The sequence below is a fragment of the Campylobacter sp. RM12637 genome, from assembly GCF_020137645.1.
GTDB lineage: Bacteria > Campylobacterota > Campylobacteria > Campylobacterales > Campylobacteraceae > Campylobacter_E.
The window spans coordinates 1-16,969 of the sequence record NZ_JACGAV010000024.1 but is presented as its reverse complement, the minus strand read 5'-3'; the positions used below and the strand labels follow the sequence as shown (position 1 = coordinate 16,969).

Genomic DNA, 16,969 nt, shown 5'->3' with positions numbered 1-16,969 from the left:
ATGAAAACAGCATTCACAATGATAGAACTTATATTTGTTATTGTAATATTAGGTGTATTAGCAGCAGTTGCAATTCCTAAACTAAATGCTACAAGAGATGATGCTGAAATAGTAAAATCATCTCAAAACCTTGCTATTTTAATTAGTGATTTAGGCTCTTATTATACAACCCAAACAAATTTTAGCAGTAATTTAAAGGATATGACTTCTCAAAGTCTAAAAGATGATAAGTATTTTACTATTAAAAATACTGATTGTTTAGAAGTTACTACTGATGATTATTTTATAGTGGTAAAAAAACTAAAAACTAGAAGTGAATTATGCAATAAATTATTAGGCTTAGAATCTTTAAAACAAATTCTAACAGGAAGAATTTCAAAAACAAATAATAATTTTACAGATATTTCAAAAAGTGATATTATTTACATTCCTGTTGGTGGAAGTAATGTGGTGTATTAAGAATTTAAAGTGATTTAAATTCTTAATATAGTTAAAACGAGTATTTAGCTTCTAATCTAGTTTTATAAGTTTTAATATTTTTCATATCGGTTTTAGTAATCGCATAATCATAAAATGCGCTAAATTTTAATTGCTTAGAATATTTATAAACAATTTTTGGCATTAATTCTGTTTGCTTATATTTAGCTAAATCAAGCTTTACCCCACCATCAATTATGCTAAATAAAAAATTAAAATTATCATATTTATAAGATATATTTGAATACAAATATTCTCTTTTACCTATTCCACCATAAAACCCATCTATTATCGTTTTTCCCGAATGCAAAAGCAATCCTTTATCATGCCAAGTTACAAAACTTGCTTTATCCTTTTTGCCATAATTTATATAGCCTAACTCAAAATCAAAATTCTTAAATCCGACTAGAATTTCAACGCCATAAAATACAGAATTACTTGCATTTAAAGAAGTTTTGTAATTTTGCTTTAATGATGTGCTAGTTAGTTGAGAATTAAAAGAATAATGATAACTATTCTTATCTCCTAAATAACTTTTCAAATCCACTCCATAAAAAATAGCAAAATCATTAAGATAATCAGCACCTAAAGTAAGATTTATTAAATCATTATGATAATTAATATTTAGCCCATAAAGGTTTTGATTATATATTTGTGATTTTAAATTCTTTGGCAGATTTGTAACTTTCAGTGGTATTTTATAAGATATTTGATTTATTGCTTTTTCGTTTATCAAACTACTTTCACTCAAATCAAAATTATCTATAAAATACGCATTTATATTTGTATTATCTAAAGAATGATTATCAATCAAAAACGAAGTAACCAAAACCCCATCATTAAACATACTAGGCACTTTTAATCTACCAAAACTAAAGCTTGTATTAAAATTAGTATAAGTTAAATTCGCTTCTTTTAAATGAAAATTATCATTAGTCTTAATATAAGCATTATTTGAATAACTAAAAGATTTTGTATCATATCTAAACACCGCATTAGCCTTGTAATTATCAGCTAAATTTAGGCTTAATTTATAATCTAATCTAATTTTGTGTGCTGGTTGAGTTAAAGCAATATCCTTAACTCTAGTAGCATCATAGCGATACCTTAAAAACCCATCTAAATCTACATTTTTTATTGATTGTTCTAAACTAAGTGCATTAGCACAAACAGCAACTAAACTTAAAGAAATTGTTGTTTTAATATTCATTTTTATCCTTTTTTATGAGAATGATAAATATTATTAAAACAAACTTATATTTAAATTAATTATCATAATGAATATTAAATAATATGATAATTTAAATTCTTTAAGAATTATTTTTTATATATCAAATTAAGTTTTGAATTCTCATAATAAAATGAATAATAAATATTATTCTTTTTAATAATTTCATAAGTTTATTAGTTTAAAATATTAAATATAAAAATTAATTTTATTTTAAGGAGTTATATGAAAAAGTTATTTTTAAGTTGTCTTATATCATCTTTTGCATTAGCAAATAGTATGTACTTAAATAAAGATGTTGAAATTAAACTTGATGGTAAAATAATAGGAACTGCTAGTTTATTAGCACCTGTAAAAGTCATTTCAAGCAATAACGATACTAGCAAAGTTGAGCTAATTGGATATGTTAATGATAATTATCAAGAAGAAATAGTTAAAAGTTTTTCTCAAATTGAAAATTATATGAGTTTTCACGATAACAATGACAATCCAACATACAAAGGTGACGCTAATCCATACATTAAAATGCTTGAAGTGTTGCAAGATGAATATGGAGAAAATTGGCATAAAGTAAGCATAACTTTTGATGTAAATTCAAATGATTTAGTAGCTAGCAAAGATGAAATCTTTAAAAATGCAAAAAGTTTTTACGAGCAAACTTGCTCGCCTTGTCATTTGTTGCACGATACTAAAGAATATTCGGTAAATCAATGGCCTTCAAATCTTGAAAGTATGATAAGTTCTGGTTATGTGGAGCTAAGCAAGGATGAAAAAAGCTTAATTATTAAATATTTACAAAATCACGCAAAAGACATTAAATAAAGGAGAAGAATATGAAAAGAAGAAGTTTTTTAAAACTAAGTGCAGTAGTAGGAGTTGGATTACAAGCTAGCAAAATTGAAGGTATTAAAGATACAATTTTTGATGATAAAAAGGCTTTAGTATCTGATAGGTTTGGTAGTTTTTACGCAAATATTAATAGTTCTCAAATCGTTAGCGTTACACCTTTTGAAGGAGATAAATTCCCTAATACTATGAATAATTGTGTTCCAGATAGAACACAAAACGAAAGCCGTGTTTTATATCCTTGTGTTAGAAAAAGCTACCTAGAAGGAAAAAAGAAAAACGATTTAAGGGGTGAAGAAGAATTTGTAAGAGTTAGTTGGGAAACAGCACTTGATTTAGCAGCAAAAGCGCTTAAAGAAAACTTTGACAAATATGGCCCTGAAGCTATATATGGCGAATGCTATTGGTGGGGTGGCTGGGGTAAAATTAGTTGGGGAAGAACCACAGCTCATAGAATGCTAAAAATCCTAGGTGGATATGTTGAAGAAAGTGGAGACTATTCAACCGGTGCTGGTATGGTAATATTGCCACATATTTTTGGCTCAAACACCGTTTATGAAGCGCCTACAACTTGGAAAAGTATTTTAGAAAACGCAAAAAGTGTTGTATTTTGGGGAACTGACCCACTAGTAACAAATCAAATTGCAGTTGGCACACCAACTCACACTAATTATGAATATTTCACAAAATTAAAAGAACTAAGTAAAGCAGGAAAAATCAAAACTTATAGCATAGATGTATATGCTAATAATACAAATCGTTATATTGAAAGTGAATTAATATCAGTTCGCCCTAATACAGACACTGCAATGATGATAGGAATGTGTTGTTATTTATATGAAAGTGGAAAATATGCAAAAGATTTTATTAAAAAATATACGGTTGGCTTTAATAAATTTAAAGAATACTTCATGGGCGAAAATGATGGAATAAAAAAAGATTTAACTTGGGCTAGCAATATTTGTGGAGTAGATACAACAACATTAAAAAAATTAGCAGATGATTTATGTGATAATAAATCAATAATTATTGCAGGTCGTGCAATACAAAGACAAGACCACGGCGAGCAAGCACATTGGATGATAACAATACTAGCAACAATGTTAGGGCATATAGGAAGCAAGGGTTGTGGATTTGAGTTTAGTTTAGGATATTATTCTCAAGGTGCTGATAAATTTATAGCACCTACTTTAAAAGGACTTTCATCTATTCCAAGCGATGATTTAGGAGACGAAAATAGTCCTTGGAAAAAATTTGAAAACATAACAATTCCAAGTTCAAGAAGTATTGACGCTATGCTAAACCCAGGTAAAATAATTGACCAAAATGGTAAAAAAATAAAACTTCCACATATTAAAGTAGCATTTAATGCTAGTGGGTCATTTTTTACTCGCCATCAAGATGTAAATCGTGCTATTGAAGGATTTAAAAAGGTTGATACGATTATTACAGCTGAACCATTTTGGACTTCACAAGCAAAATTAAGTGATATTGTTTTACCTGTTGCTATTGAGCCTGAGCGTTATGATATAGAAGCTAGTACAAATTCTGAATATATTTTCTTAAATAAGCCTGTAATTGAACCTATGGGAGAGAGTAAAAGCGATTTTTGGATTTGTAAAGAAATTTGTAAAAGATGGGGAGTAGAAGAAATATTTACAGAAGGAAAAGCAACCGAGCTTGATTGGATGAAATATATTTATAACGACGCTTTACAACAAGGAAAATCATTAGGATATGATATGCCAACTTTTGATGAAGCACTTAATAAAGGATTTGTTAGATTTGATAAAGTAAATAAAGATACAGAGTATTACACAAGACTTAGTGATTTTGTAAGCAATCCGCATAAATATAGATTAGGAACACCAAGTGGAAAGATTGAGATTTTCTCTCCAACAATTGCAAAAATGGGTTATGATGATTGTTTAGGTCATCCTGCTTGGTTTGAACCATTTGAGTGGGTTGGTAACAAAGAGCAAATTAAAAAATATCCAATCGCTGTTGTAAGTCCTCATTCTAGATTTAGACTACACTCTCAGCTAAATAACTCACTTATTAGAAATTATGCTGAAGTAAATGGCAGAGAGCCTATGATAATTCATCCTGATACTGCAAAAGCAAGAGGTATTAAAACAGGCGATATTGTAAGAGTATATAATGATAGGGGCGAAATTTTAGCAGGTGCATTAGTAAGTGATATTGTAAGGGCTGATACTATTATAATTTGTGAAGGTGCTTGGTATGACCCTGAAGTTTATGGGAAAAAATCACTTTGTCAGCACGGATGCGTAAATGTGCTAACTCGTGATAAAGGAACATCAAAACTAGCTCAATCAAACACAGCTCACACAACCTTAGTAGAGATTGAAAAATTCAAAGGTGTTATTAGACCTTTAAGAGCATTTTCTAAGCCAAAAATCATTCAAGGTTAAATAAAAAGCGAGATTTATTCTCGCTTTTAAATTCCAACTCCAATACTTCATAAAATAATGCAGCCATATATTAAGATTACTAAAATAAAAGAAGAGCCAATAAATACAAAAAACGAATCAAGCAACAATTCATCTTTTAAATACAGATAAAAATAATAAGCATTTGCAAATATAATAAATATAGAATTAACAGTTATATCTAAGGCTGAAAAAGTGGTTAAATGCTTAAATACAAAAATACAATAAGCGTAAAAAATTACACTCCATACGAAAATAAAAAAATCAACTTTATTAAAAAATCTTACCATTTTAAATTCCTTTTATTTTCATACTATCAAAAATAAAAGGAATTAGCTAGAAAAATTAATTTTGCACTTTTTATAATTTAATCTATTTTATATTCACACGCTACTTGATAGCCTAAATCACAAGCTTTTCTTACATATTCCTTAGCCAAGCTTTTATTGGTATAATAATAAAAGTTACCTAAGTTATTGCAAGCTATAGCCTCTCCTAAATTACAAGCTTTTTCATAAAGCATTTTCGCTCTTTCTTTATTGTTTTCTTTCGTATAATAAATATTTCCTAAATTAGTGCAAGCATTTAAATATCTTAAATTACAAGATTTTTCATAATAACTCTTTATTTCATTCATTAATGCAGGATTTTGGCTTTGCTCTAACATATATGCTATATTGTGGCACGATATAGGCTCATTATTATTACAAGCTAACATATAATAATTAATCCCTTTAGTAAATTCTTCCTTACTTTTAGCACTATAAATATAAGCAGTTCCTAATTCCATACAAGCTAACATATAATTAAGCTCGCAAGACTTTTCTAAATACTTAATAGATTCTGCTATTTGCATTTCTTTTGCCTTAGCAATTCCTATGTTATAACAATCATTTGCATTGTTACAAATTACTTGATTGTTAGCAAAACAAGCACTAACACAAAATGCCAATACTAAAAACTTTTTCATCAACACTCCTTTTAATTTTGCGTATCTTAGCATATTTTACAAAGATTTTACATTGTAGAAATCTTAACAATTTTTTTTAGTCTATAATTAGCCCAATTTTTTAAAAAGGAAAGGTAATGGCAAGAGAAAACATTATTATAACGATACTTTTTGCTATCGTTTGTGTTGGCTTTTTGTTTTGGGGTTATAGCACCACAAATTATTATATATTCTTTACAATTGCTGCAATTTTTGGAATATTTTTAGCATTCAATATAGGTGCAAACGATGTTGCAAATGCTTTTGGAACGAGTGTTGGAGCAAAAACTCTTAGCATAAAACAAGCTTTAATAATAGCTGCGATATTTGAATTTAGCGGAGCATTTTTTGCTGGTGCTGAAGTAACTGCTACTATTAGAAGTGGTATTGTAAGCGTTAAAGAAAACATAGAACCTATGCACTTTGCTTATGTTATGATGAGTGCTTTGTGTGCTGCTAGTGTTTGGATTTTTATAGCTACTTATAAATCTTTACCAGTTAGTTCAACTCATTCAATAGTAGGCGGGATTTTAGGTGCTGCACTAGCTTTAGGTTTCATAGCCGAAAATAACGCTACTCAAGTTAGCTGGGGTGGGATAGGAACTATTGTTGCTAGTTGGTTTATCTCTCCTGTATTAGGTGGGGTTTTGAGTTATTTTGTTTATTCATTAGTTTATAAATTCATTGTAGTTCCTACTAAAGAAAAAGAAAATACTTTAAAACAAATCAAAAAAGATAAAGCAGAGTATAAAAAACAATATATAGATGAATTTATGCAAAGCGAAAAATCTAAGCAATATAGTGAGCTTTACGGCATTTTGCTTAACGAAAAAGGCGAATATGCAAATAAATTAAAAGAATTTACAAAAAAAGAAAAAGCAGTTGATGTAGCAGGATTTTTAAGCAAACGCATACCTGTTTTAGCTACTTTAATAGCTTTTGTAATTTCATCTATGTTATTTTTTAAAGCCTTAAATAATGTTGATACAGGACTTAGTCATTTTAGTATAGGATTAATCATCTTATTAATTTGTATTAGTGCTTATATAATTTGTGTAGGAATTATTAATATTATGAAAAAAGGCGAACCAAAAAAAGCAGTAAATCGTATTTTTTCATGGTTTCAAATATTTACAGCTTGCACATTTGCCTTTTCTCACGGAGCAAACGATATTTCAAACGCAGTTGGACCATTTGCTGCGATTTTAGATATTTTACACACAAATACAATAAATCCAACTTCAGCAGTGCCTACTATTGTAATGTTAGTATTTGGCATTTCACTAGTTGCTGGGCTTTGGTTTTTAGGCAAAAGCGTTATTAAAACCGTTGGCAAAAGTCTAGCAAAAATCAAGCCTACCACAGGTTTTAGTGCCGAGTTTGCTTCAGCTATTGTAATACTTCTAGCAACTCAACTAGGAATTCCAATCAGCTCAACTCATATTCTAATAGGTGCGGTATTAGGAATTGGAGTATTTAACAAAAACGCAAATTGGAAAATGATGAAGCCAATAGGCTTAGCATGGATGATAACCTTACCTGCTAGTGCTTTAATTTCGGCATTTTTCTTAAGCTTACTTTATTATTTATTTTAGGAGATTTAATGAATCAAATTCAAGATGATATTTTAAAGACAAAAGAAGGCAAAAAATCCTTTAAAAACGCAATCATTAGCTGTTGGCTAGGAACTGCTATGGAATATGCTGATTTTGTTTTATACGGCCTTGCGGCTGCAACCGTTTTTGGTAAAGTTTTTTACCCAGAGCAAACTCCTATAATCGCTCTAATGCTTAGTTTTGCAACCTATGGAGTTGGCTTTATTGCTAGACCTATTGGAGCTTTCTTTTTTGGTAGATTAGGAGATAAATATGGTCGTAAAGAAGTTATGATGATAACTATATTTTTAATGGGTGCAGCGACTACTTTAATAGGATTTATCCCATCTTATAATAGCATAGGCATTTTAGCGCCTTTATTATTAGTGATTTTAAGATTTTTACAAGGTTTTGGAGCAGGAGCTGAACTTAGCGGTGGAGCTATTATGTTGGGTGAATACGCACCTAGCAAAAATCGTGGTTTAGTATCATCAATCATTGCACTAGGCTCTAATAGTGGGACTTTAATTGCTAGTGGAATTTGGTTTTTACTTGGATTTTTAGATGATAAAGACTTTTTAGAATGGGGCTGGAGATTGCCATTTATATTTAGCTTTTTAATAGCTGCATTTGCCTTGTATCTAAGACGCTTTGTAGGAGAAACACCTGTATTTGCAAAACAAAAAGAACAAATGCAAAAACAACGAGAACAAAATTTAAAAACTCACAAAACCGAAAACAAAACTTTTTGGCAAAAAAATAAATCATTTTTTATTATGCTAGGTCTTAGAATGGGAGAAAACGCCCCATCTTATATAGCCCAAAGCTTTTTAGTAGGTTATGTTTATACTATTTTATTATTAGACAAACAAATAGCTACAACAGGGGTTTTAATAGCTTCATTTTTAGGATTTTTGGTTATTCCATTATCTGGATGGCTAAGCGATAAATTTGGTCGTCGCATTATGTATAGGATATTTTGCTTATTATTAATGATTTATGCAGTTCCTGCATTTATGTTACTTGATAGCAAAAATGAAATAATAGTAATTTGTGTAATTGTCGTAGGAATGTGTCTTGCATCTTTAGGGATTTTTGGAGTTCAAGCAGCTTACGGAGTTGAAATGTTTGGGTGCAAAAATCGTTATACAAAAATGGCACTAGCTAAAGAAATCGGTGGCATTTTATCAGGTGGAACTGCACCATTTTTAGCGACTTATTTTATAAATCTAACTCATAATTGGTATTTAATCGCTGCTTATTTTATATTTATGGCAGGAATTGGATTTGTTACTACATTTTTTGCTCCTGAAACTAGGGGTAGAGATTTAAATCTTATTGAAGATGCTATATGAAAATCGTAATTGACACTGATATAGGCAATGGTATTTGTGGGGCTAATACTGATGATGGCTTAGCCCTAGCACTTGCAATTGCTAGTAAAAAGATTGATTTAAAAGCAATAACAACTCTAAGCGGAAATGTGATAAATCACAAAGCTTATGCAGTCGCAAGGAATTTAATTTCTAAATTAGGGATTAAAATTCCTGTATTTTTAGGCTCAAGTAAGGCTTTATTAGAAGATGAAACGCCGTGGAGAAAAAGACTTGATGAGAGTGTTTATAATTTTAAATTAGAACACTTATGGCAAGATTTTACACCTATTAAACTTTATAAAAACGCTAAATTAAACGCTGTTTATAAATTATGCGAATTAGCAAGAGTTTATAAAAATGAGCTTATTGTTTGTGCTATTGGACCACTTACAAACATAGCTCAAGCTTGTATTTTAGATAATGAGTTTGCAAAAAATGTAAAAGAGATTTTAATTATGGGCGGGGTATTTGATATGAGTAAATACCCTAAAGATACTAATTTTGGTTTTGACCCAGAAGCTGCTAGGATTGTGCTAAGAAGTGGGGCAAAAATCACTCTAGCACCTTACAATATCACAATGCAAACTAGCCTAACTCATAAAGATTTAGAAGAAATAAAAGCAATTAATAATAAATTATGTGATTTTTTATATACAAGTATTAAGCCTTGGATAAGTTATGCAGAACTTACAAGAAATAGCATTGGCACTTGGATACACGATGCTTTAATAATTGCATATTTGCTAGATTCTAGCATTTGTAAAAGCGATGAATATTATGTAGATATAGAAACTTGTGGCGAAGCAAGGGGCAAAAGCTTAAGATATGATAAAAATCTTAATATGAATATAGGCATTGATTTAAGCAAGTTAAACCTAGTAAAGGTTTTAAAAGATATTGATAATGAAAAATTATTAAAGCTAATAAAGGCAACTTTAAATGAATTTAGCAATTGATATAGGCTCAAATACTCTTAAAATAGCTGTATTTGATAAGGTTTTAAAAAACTACGAAAAGGTCTTAAACTTAGGACTATTTTATGAAAACGAGTGTATAAATGATGAAGGAATTAAGGTCTTAATCAATGCACTTGATGAGCTAAATTATGATTTAAGCAAGGCAAAAGTAGTTGCTACTGCAATTTTTAGAAAAAGTAAAAATGCTGATTTAATAGCTAATATGCTTTATCAAAAATACGGCTTTAAATTAAAAATATTAAGCCAAAACGAAGAAGCAAGGCTTACTAGATTAGGGGTTGGAATTTCAATTCAAGGTGATTTTACTTTAGTAGATGTTGGTGGGTATTCAACAGAAATTACAAGTAATGATAAAAAATTATTACTTGATATAGGACTTTTATCTTTTTATAAAAGCGTAAAAGAAAAAAACTTAGATATTAAAGACTACGCATATACACTTTTAAACCCTTATAAAAACGAGCTTAAAAGCTATCCAAGACCAATTGTTCTAGCATCAAAAACGGGAATATTTGCAAAAAGTATTGCAAAAAATATTGCTTATAAAGATATTGATGATTTAGAGTTTCATAATAGCATTGTAAATAAAGATGAATTATATAAATTAATTGATTTTATTAATACAAATAATGCCGAAAAAAGAGATTTAATGCTAGGAGTTAATAGAGATTTTGCAGTGCTTTGCGGGGCTTATTTTATTGATACTTTATTTGATGATTTTGAATTTATCATTTCAGCTTATGGGCTTAAAGAAGGAATTTTATTAGGAGAATAGTATGAAAAAATTATGGGGCGGTAGATTTAGCCAAGCTACGGATAAATTAGTAGAAAATTACACAGCGACTTTGCCACTTGAAAACAGACTTGCTTTAATAGATATAAAAGGAAGCATAGCACACGCAAAAATGCTTGAGCGTCAAAAAATCATAAACTCTCAAGAATTAGCAGAGATTTTAAAAGGCTTAGAAATTATTCAAAACGAATTTATAGAAAATAAATTTGAGTTTAATATAAGCGATGAAGATATTCATATGGCTATTGAAAAAAGACTTAGTATTTTAATAGGTGCAAGTGCTGGCAAACTTCACACTGCAAGAAGTAGAAACGACCAAACCGCACTAGATGGAATATTACAAATGAAAGAATTTGTATTAGGAATTAAAGCTAATTTAAAAGAATTAATGCAAGAGATTTTAAACCAAGCTAAGATAAATTTAGACTTAATTATGCCAGGCTTTACCCATCTTCAAACCGCTCAACCGATTTTATATTCGCATTGGATAATGGCGTATTTTTGGATGTTTAAAAGAGATTATGATAGATTTTTAAATCTATACAATTCATTAAACGAATGCCCGCTAGGCTCGGCTGCACTTGCTGGGACTACTTTTAATATAGATAGATTTTTTAGCGCAAATGAACTTGGCTTTGCAAAGCCAAGTGAAAATAGTATTGATAGTGTTAGCAATAGAGATTATATGCTTGAGTTTTGTAGTGTTAGTGCAATTTGTTTTAGCCATCTTTCACGCCTTTGTGAAGAGCTAATTATTTTTAATTCAAATGATTATAAATTTATTGAGCTAAGTGATGATTTTTGCACGGGTTCAAGCATAATGCCACAGAAAAAAAATCCCGATGTATGCGAAAAAATGCGTGGCAAAACAGGTAGAATTTATGGCAATCTAATCTCAATGCTAACTATTATGAAAGGTTTGCCACTAGCTTATAATACCGATATGAGCGAAGATAAAGCAAGTGTTTATGATACGCAAGATACCATAAAAGATAGTCTAATAATAATTACAAAACTAATTGCAAAAATGAAACCAATTAAAGAAAATATGCTAAGAGCAGCTGCTAATGGATATTCAAATGCTACTGATTTGGCTGATTATTTAGCTAAAAAAGGTGTGCCATTTAGAAAAGCTCACGAAATTACGGGAAAATTAGTAAGCTATGCAATCTCAAAAAAACTTAAATTAGATGAATTAAGCTTAGATGAATTAAGACTTGAGTGTGATTTAATTGAAGATGATATTTATAAAGCAATTGATTTAAAAACTTGCGTTGATTTAAGAAATTCTTATGGTGGGACATCAGAAAACGCAGTAAAAACCCAACTCCTAAACGCTCAAAAAACATTAGAAAATCTAGGAATTTAATTTTAAACTATGTTTAAAGATAGTAAAAGCTATCTTTAAACTTGCAATTTATTATCTTAATAATTAAGCTTTTTATTTATATCTAATCATATTTTAAATTCATAAAACCTAAGATTATAACAAATAACAATGCAACTAAAATATCAACCTAAAGGAGCAAAAAGAATTTGCAATTTTATCTTGGTATTAAAGTAATCTAAGTTATATTCTAGTGTTTTATACCCTAAACTACCATCAAAAAGTGGATATATAAGCCAAACTTCACTAACTTTAAAAGCTATTGCATAGGCAAATAATTGATATAAATCAGCTTGGCTAATATTACTTAACTTATTTATGATTTTATACTTTGTATCAGCGATGATTGTTTTATCTTTAAGCTCAATTAAAATATCAGGTCGCATTAAACAACGCTCATTTTGACCATCTTTTATTAAGTGTTTTTTTAATAATTGAGTGCTTATTTTTATATTTGGATTGTGTTTTTTAAGCATAAAAGCTACATAATCTTCAAAAAGTCTATTCATATCAAAAAGCAAAGCATAAGCGTTATTATCCCCCGCAAATGGTGTAAAACTAAAACCATTTAAAAATAACTTACACCATAAAAGTATGTTTTCATAATAACTATAATGCTTATTTTTTACACTAAATTCACATTTTTTAATATCAATTAAACTAATATCATCAAAAGTCTTTAAATATTTTAAAATCTTTTTATTTTGACTTAGTTTTTTTAAATGAAATAATGTAGTTTTTATAGTTTGATTTATCACATTGTCTATGATATATTCATCATTTTCGGTAAAAAATCGCTCTTTATGAATTAAGTTATGTTTTAAATTCTCATTAAAAAGCAATTTGCCTTTTAAAGTTGTTCTATTTTCAGCTATTTTTATATAATCACTCATAAGCCCTTTATTTAAAAGCACGAAAAGTTCTTCTAAAAACATTTCAACAAAGACTTCAAAAAGTGACATTTTTTCATCTTTTAGCGTTGCTTTAAGCGATTTTTTAAACGGACTTTTTTGTAAGGTTCTTAAAAGTTCTAAAAGTAGCTGCTTGGGATTTAACTCTCTTTCTTTACAATCCTTAAACATCTCATCTTTTAGCTCATAAGCCTTGCTTAAATCTATTCTTGGCATTATCTCATTACTTGGTTTTGAAACCTTAGGATAAATTTCTAAAACCCCACTTTTTGTCTTTATAAGCCCTACATAATTTCTTGCTTTTAGTTTATTTTTGCCGACTATTCTTAAAAACTCTGGGTTATTTTCAGCAAAGCTCATAAGCTCATTTAAAAACTCATCGTTATCAAGTGAGCTTATTATTTCGTGTTCGTGGGCTATTTCAATCTTCATATATTTTCTTAAAATCCGTTTCATTAAAATCATCGCTTAAATAAAACTTATCGGTATTTAAAATATTTTTAGTTTTTATCATACCATTATCATTAAGCACCGATTTTATCTGCGAATAATCATTATAAAAATACTCTTCTAAAAGTGGTAAAATCTTATTTCTAAACACGACTTTAAGTTCATCAATGCTGTTTATATCCATAAAATACGAATGTCCGATAAGCTTTTCATCTCCTATTAAACATTCAATTCTTTCATTCATTTTATTTAATAATTCTTGAAGATTTATCCCATCGCAATTAGAATTTAAAAGAAAACTATTAGGCATAATCTTTTTAAACTCAAACCTACGCCTTAATGCCGTATCAAGGGTAGTTATACTCTTATCAGCTGTATTCATAGTGCCTATTATATAAACATTATTTGGCACACCAAAACTCTCTTTACTATATGGCAACACTACTTCTAGCTCTTCAGTATTTCCTAGTCTTTTACTAGGCTCAATAAGTGTGATAAGCTCTCCAAAAATCTTACTAATATTCCCACGATTTATCTCATCAATAATGATTATATAAGGCTTTTCTTTATTGTTTTCAATAGTCAATATCTCTTTATCAATACCGATTAATTGAAATAAATCTTTTGGCTTAAATCTATTTAAAGAGTATACTGTTTGCTGAACTAGATTTTTATTTTTATTCAAATTAAATATATCTACATTTTTTTTACTAATCCATTCAACTTCTCTATAGGTTTGATATTCCAATGCATCAAAACCATTTTTAAAGTTACTATCATATAATACTTCGCTTTTTATTATCCCAACAGCTTTAATACTTATTCTGCTTTCAAGAACACATACTAAATCTCCTATTTTCATTTTTCTAAAAGAATTTATTGATGGTTCTGTGTTGATTTGTCTTGTATCACCCCAACCTATTCTTATTTGATTATTTGAAAAACAAAAATCTTGAAGTGCATGAGTGTCTGCTCTAACTTTAGCTCCTAAAGAAATTTTCCAAATATTTGTTGTATTATCAAACAAGTTATCTTCATTATTAAATTCTTGAGAAATATTAGAGGCTCTAATACATAAGTCTTTGAATATACCATTCTCTATTTTATAGTTTAACTCTTCGTTGTCAAAATCAGGTCTAATTCCTTCTACAAATTCTTCATATCCATAACTTTGATGAAAAGTGATAAATACGATTTGTCCGTTTTCTACATACTCCTTAAACTTTTTTTGCATTGCTTGTCTTGTGTCAATTTCGTTTGTTTGAGTTGAAAAATCTTCGCCCAAAATCTCTAAAGCTATATTTATAGTATCATAAGTCTTACCAACCCCTGGTGCTCCATATAAAATCTGATTTAACGGATATTTTTTCATAGGTATTTTACTCCTTTATTTTTTCATATAATATTTAAAAAACTTCATAATATATTAACTAGATAAAGTATAACAAATTTAACAATATCACTTACAAAAATTATGCAATATCTTAAATCTAAATCAAAATTAAAAAGTAGAAAATGATAAATATTTTTAATAAGGCAGTAATTTAAAACAATCATAAATATTTTTTATGCTAGTTTTTTGATTTTGCTTAGTTTTTAAAAAAGGTGCTAAGGATAACACCTTAAAAACTCCATTCATTAACGCAATAATCTTTATTGCGTTTTTAAAGATAGCCGAAGCTATCTTTAAAACTATTGTAATAACCTTAGTCGTTTTTTAAGATAGCTAATGCTATCTTAAAAACTCCATTCATTATTACTATTGTAATAATCTCATTACGTTTTGTTGAACAGCATTTGCTTGGCTCATTGCATATACACCTGATTGAGCTAGGATTTGGTGTTTACTAAATGTAGCACTCTCAGATGCAAAGTCAACATCTCTAATATTACTTTCAGCTGATTTAACATTTACTTGAGTAACTGAAATATTATTAACAGTTGAAACAAGTTGGTTTTGGACAGAACCAAGGTCACTTCTGATTGCTTCAAGAGCTTTTTGAGCTGATTCAGCAATATTCATCATAGCTTGTGCGCCTTTTAATGTCATTACACCTGCTGCGTAGCCGTTTTGATGATCGCCAGTGCCACCTGCTTGCCACTCTTCTGAGTTAAATCCCATTGCATCTGCTGTATCTTTATCTATAGTAGCATTAGTTTCTCTTAAGCTAACTGTTTTTTCAGCTACATTAGTATCATATCCTAAAGCTTTAGTCATATCAGCACCTTTTCCATCTCTTGCTTCTACAACTATGTCTTTACCATTGTTTGATACAAGACTAAGTCTTCCAAAATTAGTTCCATTAGTTTCATTTAAGCCTATCATACCTTTTAGGTTATCTCCAGCTTCTTTTTTAGCAAATGTAATACCTTGTTCCCAACCATTTACTTGTTGTAATAAAGCATGAGCTACTAAACCTTGTTGAGCTGCCGCTTCTGTTCCGTTTTTACCTGCTGCATCTTTTACATATTTTTCTAGTTTTTCTTTTATCTTATCAATAGCTTCAGTGGCACTATCTAAACTAGTAGCAGCATTTAAAGCGTCTAGATCACCTTGTAAAGCATCTGTTACTGTAGTTCTAGCATTGTTTTCAGTAATATTAGCAGCACCTACATCACTAAATGCAAAAGCTGGAGTTGCTTTAACCCCTTGCAATAAATCATTTGCTGCACTTAATCCAGCTTGATAGCCTGTAGCATTAATTGCAGCATCTACGTGTTTATGAGCTGCTTGTATTACTTCAAAAGTATTTGCAGCAACCAATACGCTACCTGCATTAGTACCTGCTGCATATGCTGCTGCGTTACTCATATCAACATCTTGTTTAACAGCAGCATTTGTTGCACCTGCTACAAAAGCTTGAATACTAACTGCTGTTGTTTGTTTAGCTTGTAAATCAGTAGCTCTTTCTCCAGCTCTTCCTAATTCTCCTGTACCAGGAGTAAGTTGCGAATCTAAAAAATCTTGTAATTTATCACCTTTTAAACCATCAGAGATTTGAATTCCTCTACCATCTCTATTATTTAATACAAGTCTACCTTTACTATCTACAGAAGCTTCTACCCCTGTTTGATCTTTTACAGAGTTAATTGCAGCTCTTAAAGCTCCATTTCCATCTTTATCTTTAACTTCTACTGAGCCAATAGTAACACCATTTATGCTAAAGCCTTTAGAAGTTACACCACTTTTAATAGGTTGCTCAAATACACTTTCAGCTGTAACACTTGCTCTAATACCTGTCTTATCACTAGCTTTATTAATTGCTTCTGCTAATGCCCCTAAGCCCATACCGGCTTTTACTTCTACTCTTGGCTCATTACCTGCAACAGGATTACCACCTTGTAAAGCACCTTTAACATTCGCAATTTGAACCGGCTCTATTGTAATATCATTTATACCATCAACATTCTTAAAAGTAACGCTGATTTTTCCATCTGACATTTGTTTGGTATTTCCAAATCCTGAAGTAGTAAGATCATCTAATCTC

Annotated in this window: 14 protein-coding genes; 8 read left to right on the top strand and 6 right to left on the bottom strand. The window is 29.6% G+C overall.

Features of this window, described 5'->3' with window-relative positions:
- Positions 1-459: type II secretion system protein (locus AVBRAN12637_RS09080; protein ID WP_214119487.1), on the top strand; the 459-nt coding region annotated here is incomplete at its 5' end.
- Positions 460-490: 31 nt separating this feature from the next.
- On the opposite strand, the gene AVBRAN12637_RS09075 is transcribed toward AVBRAN12637_RS09080, so the two are convergent.
- Positions 491-1,687 (bottom strand): major outer membrane protein, encoded by a 1,197-nt coding sequence (locus AVBRAN12637_RS09075; RefSeq protein WP_336615766.1) that lies wholly within the window; start codon positions 1,685-1,687, stop codon positions 491-493.
- A 243-nt stretch (positions 1,688-1,930) separates the two neighbouring features.
- On the opposite strand from AVBRAN12637_RS09075, the gene AVBRAN12637_RS09070 reads away from it, so the two are divergent.
- Positions 1,931-2,527, top strand: coding sequence for a hypothetical protein (locus AVBRAN12637_RS09070; RefSeq protein ID WP_214117825.1), 597 nt, complete (start codon positions 1,931-1,933; stop codon positions 2,525-2,527).
- A gap of 11 nt (positions 2,528-2,538) precedes the next feature.
- The gene (locus AVBRAN12637_RS09065; protein WP_336615765.1) at positions 2,539-4,986 is read left to right on the top strand and encodes a molybdopterin-dependent oxidoreductase; all 2,448 of its coding nucleotides are present in this window, start codon (positions 2,539-2,541) and stop codon (positions 4,984-4,986) included.
- Positions 4,987-5,033: 47 nt separating this feature from the next.
- Here AVBRAN12637_RS09065 and AVBRAN12637_RS09060 read toward each other — a convergent pair whose 3' ends face one another.
- Positions 5,034-5,294: a hypothetical protein gene (locus tag AVBRAN12637_RS09060; RefSeq protein ID WP_336615764.1), complete on the bottom strand. Its 261-nt coding sequence runs from the start codon at positions 5,292-5,294 to the stop codon at positions 5,034-5,036.
- 77 nt (positions 5,295-5,371) lie between these two features.
- Positions 5,372-5,974, bottom strand: a complete 603-nt coding sequence (locus tag AVBRAN12637_RS09055) for a tetratricopeptide repeat protein (protein WP_336609039.1) — start codon at positions 5,972-5,974, stop codon at positions 5,372-5,374.
- A gap of 116 nt (positions 5,975-6,090) precedes the next feature.
- Between AVBRAN12637_RS09055 and AVBRAN12637_RS09050 the strand changes: the two genes are divergently transcribed.
- From AVBRAN12637_RS09050 to argH, 5 genes are read left to right on the top strand one after another with little or no spacing between them, the layout of a single operon-like run.
- Positions 6,091-7,587 carry an inorganic phosphate transporter gene (locus tag AVBRAN12637_RS09050; protein ID WP_214117829.1) on the top strand — a complete coding sequence of 499 codons (1,497 nt, stop codon included), beginning with the start codon at positions 6,091-6,093 and terminating at the stop codon, positions 7,585-7,587.
- On the top strand, positions 7,581-8,942 hold the full coding sequence (locus AVBRAN12637_RS09045) for an MFS transporter (RefSeq protein WP_442862228.1): 1,362 nt from the start codon (positions 7,581-7,583) through the stop codon (positions 8,940-8,942). The genes AVBRAN12637_RS09050 and AVBRAN12637_RS09045 overlap by 7 nt, the downstream gene beginning before the upstream one ends.
- Positions 8,939-9,919 carry a nucleoside hydrolase gene (locus AVBRAN12637_RS09040; protein WP_214150016.1) on the top strand — a complete coding sequence of 327 codons (981 nt, stop codon included), beginning with the start codon at positions 8,939-8,941 and terminating at the stop codon, positions 9,917-9,919. Before AVBRAN12637_RS09045 ends, AVBRAN12637_RS09040 begins: the two co-directional genes overlap by 4 nt.
- The gene (locus AVBRAN12637_RS09035) at positions 9,903-10,715 is read left to right on the top strand and encodes a Ppx/GppA phosphatase family protein (RefSeq protein ID WP_336606769.1); all 813 of its coding nucleotides are present in this window, start codon (positions 9,903-9,905) and stop codon (positions 10,713-10,715) included. The genes AVBRAN12637_RS09040 and AVBRAN12637_RS09035 overlap by 17 nt, the downstream gene beginning before the upstream one ends.
- Position 10,716: 1 nt before the next feature.
- Positions 10,717-12,102 carry an argininosuccinate lyase gene (gene argH, locus AVBRAN12637_RS09030; RefSeq protein WP_214117833.1) on the top strand — a complete coding sequence of 462 codons (1,386 nt, stop codon included), beginning with the start codon at positions 10,717-10,719 and terminating at the stop codon, positions 12,100-12,102.
- A gap of 143 nt (positions 12,103-12,245) precedes the next feature.
- On the opposite strand, the gene AVBRAN12637_RS09025 is transcribed toward argH, so the two are convergent.
- From AVBRAN12637_RS09025 to AVBRAN12637_RS09015, 3 genes are all read right to left on the bottom strand, one after another.
- Positions 12,246-13,463: an McrC family protein gene (locus AVBRAN12637_RS09025; protein ID WP_336615763.1), complete on the bottom strand. Its 1,218-nt coding sequence runs from the start codon at positions 13,461-13,463 to the stop codon at positions 12,246-12,248.
- On the bottom strand, positions 13,453-14,853 hold the full coding sequence (locus AVBRAN12637_RS09020) for an McrB family protein (RefSeq protein WP_336615762.1): 1,401 nt from the start codon (positions 14,851-14,853) through the stop codon (positions 13,453-13,455). The genes AVBRAN12637_RS09025 and AVBRAN12637_RS09020 overlap by 11 nt, the downstream gene beginning before the upstream one ends.
- Before the next feature lie 387 nt (positions 14,854-15,240).
- A partial coding sequence (locus tag AVBRAN12637_RS09015; RefSeq protein WP_442862438.1) for a flagellin occupies positions 15,241-16,969 on the bottom strand: 1,729 nt, incomplete at its 5' end.

Excerpts from the sequence above, each read along its gene's own strand:
- AVBRAN12637_RS09020 (WP_336615762.1), bottom strand. The coding sequence starts at position 14,853 with ATGAAAAAATATCCGTTAAATCAGATTTTATATGGAGCACCAGGGGTT.
- AVBRAN12637_RS09025 (WP_336615763.1), bottom strand. The coding sequence starts at position 13,463 with ATGAAGATTGAAATAGCCCACGAACACGAAATAATAAGCTCACTTGAT.
- AVBRAN12637_RS09075 (WP_336615766.1), bottom strand. The coding sequence starts at position 1,687 with ATGAATATTAAAACAACAATTTCTTTAAGTTTAGTTGCTGTTTGTGCT.
- AVBRAN12637_RS09060 (WP_336615764.1), bottom strand. The coding sequence starts at position 5,294 with ATGGTAAGATTTTTTAATAAAGTTGATTTTTTTATTTTCGTATGGAGT.
- argH (WP_214117833.1), top strand. The coding sequence starts at position 10,717 with ATGAAAAAATTATGGGGCGGTAGATTTAGCCAAGCTACGGATAAATTA.
- AVBRAN12637_RS09070 (WP_214117825.1), top strand. The coding sequence starts at position 1,931 with ATGAAAAAGTTATTTTTAAGTTGTCTTATATCATCTTTTGCATTAGCA.
- AVBRAN12637_RS09050 (WP_214117829.1), top strand. The coding sequence starts at position 6,091 with ATGGCAAGAGAAAACATTATTATAACGATACTTTTTGCTATCGTTTGT.
- AVBRAN12637_RS09055 (WP_336609039.1), bottom strand. The coding sequence starts at position 5,974 with ATGAAAAAGTTTTTAGTATTGGCATTTTGTGTTAGTGCTTGTTTTGCT.
- AVBRAN12637_RS09040 (WP_214150016.1), top strand. The coding sequence starts at position 8,939 with ATGAAAATCGTAATTGACACTGATATAGGCAATGGTATTTGTGGGGCT.
- AVBRAN12637_RS09035 (WP_336606769.1), top strand. The coding sequence starts at position 9,903 with ATGAATTTAGCAATTGATATAGGCTCAAATACTCTTAAAATAGCTGTA.
- AVBRAN12637_RS09065 (WP_336615765.1), top strand. The coding sequence starts at position 2,539 with ATGAAAAGAAGAAGTTTTTTAAAACTAAGTGCAGTAGTAGGAGTTGGA.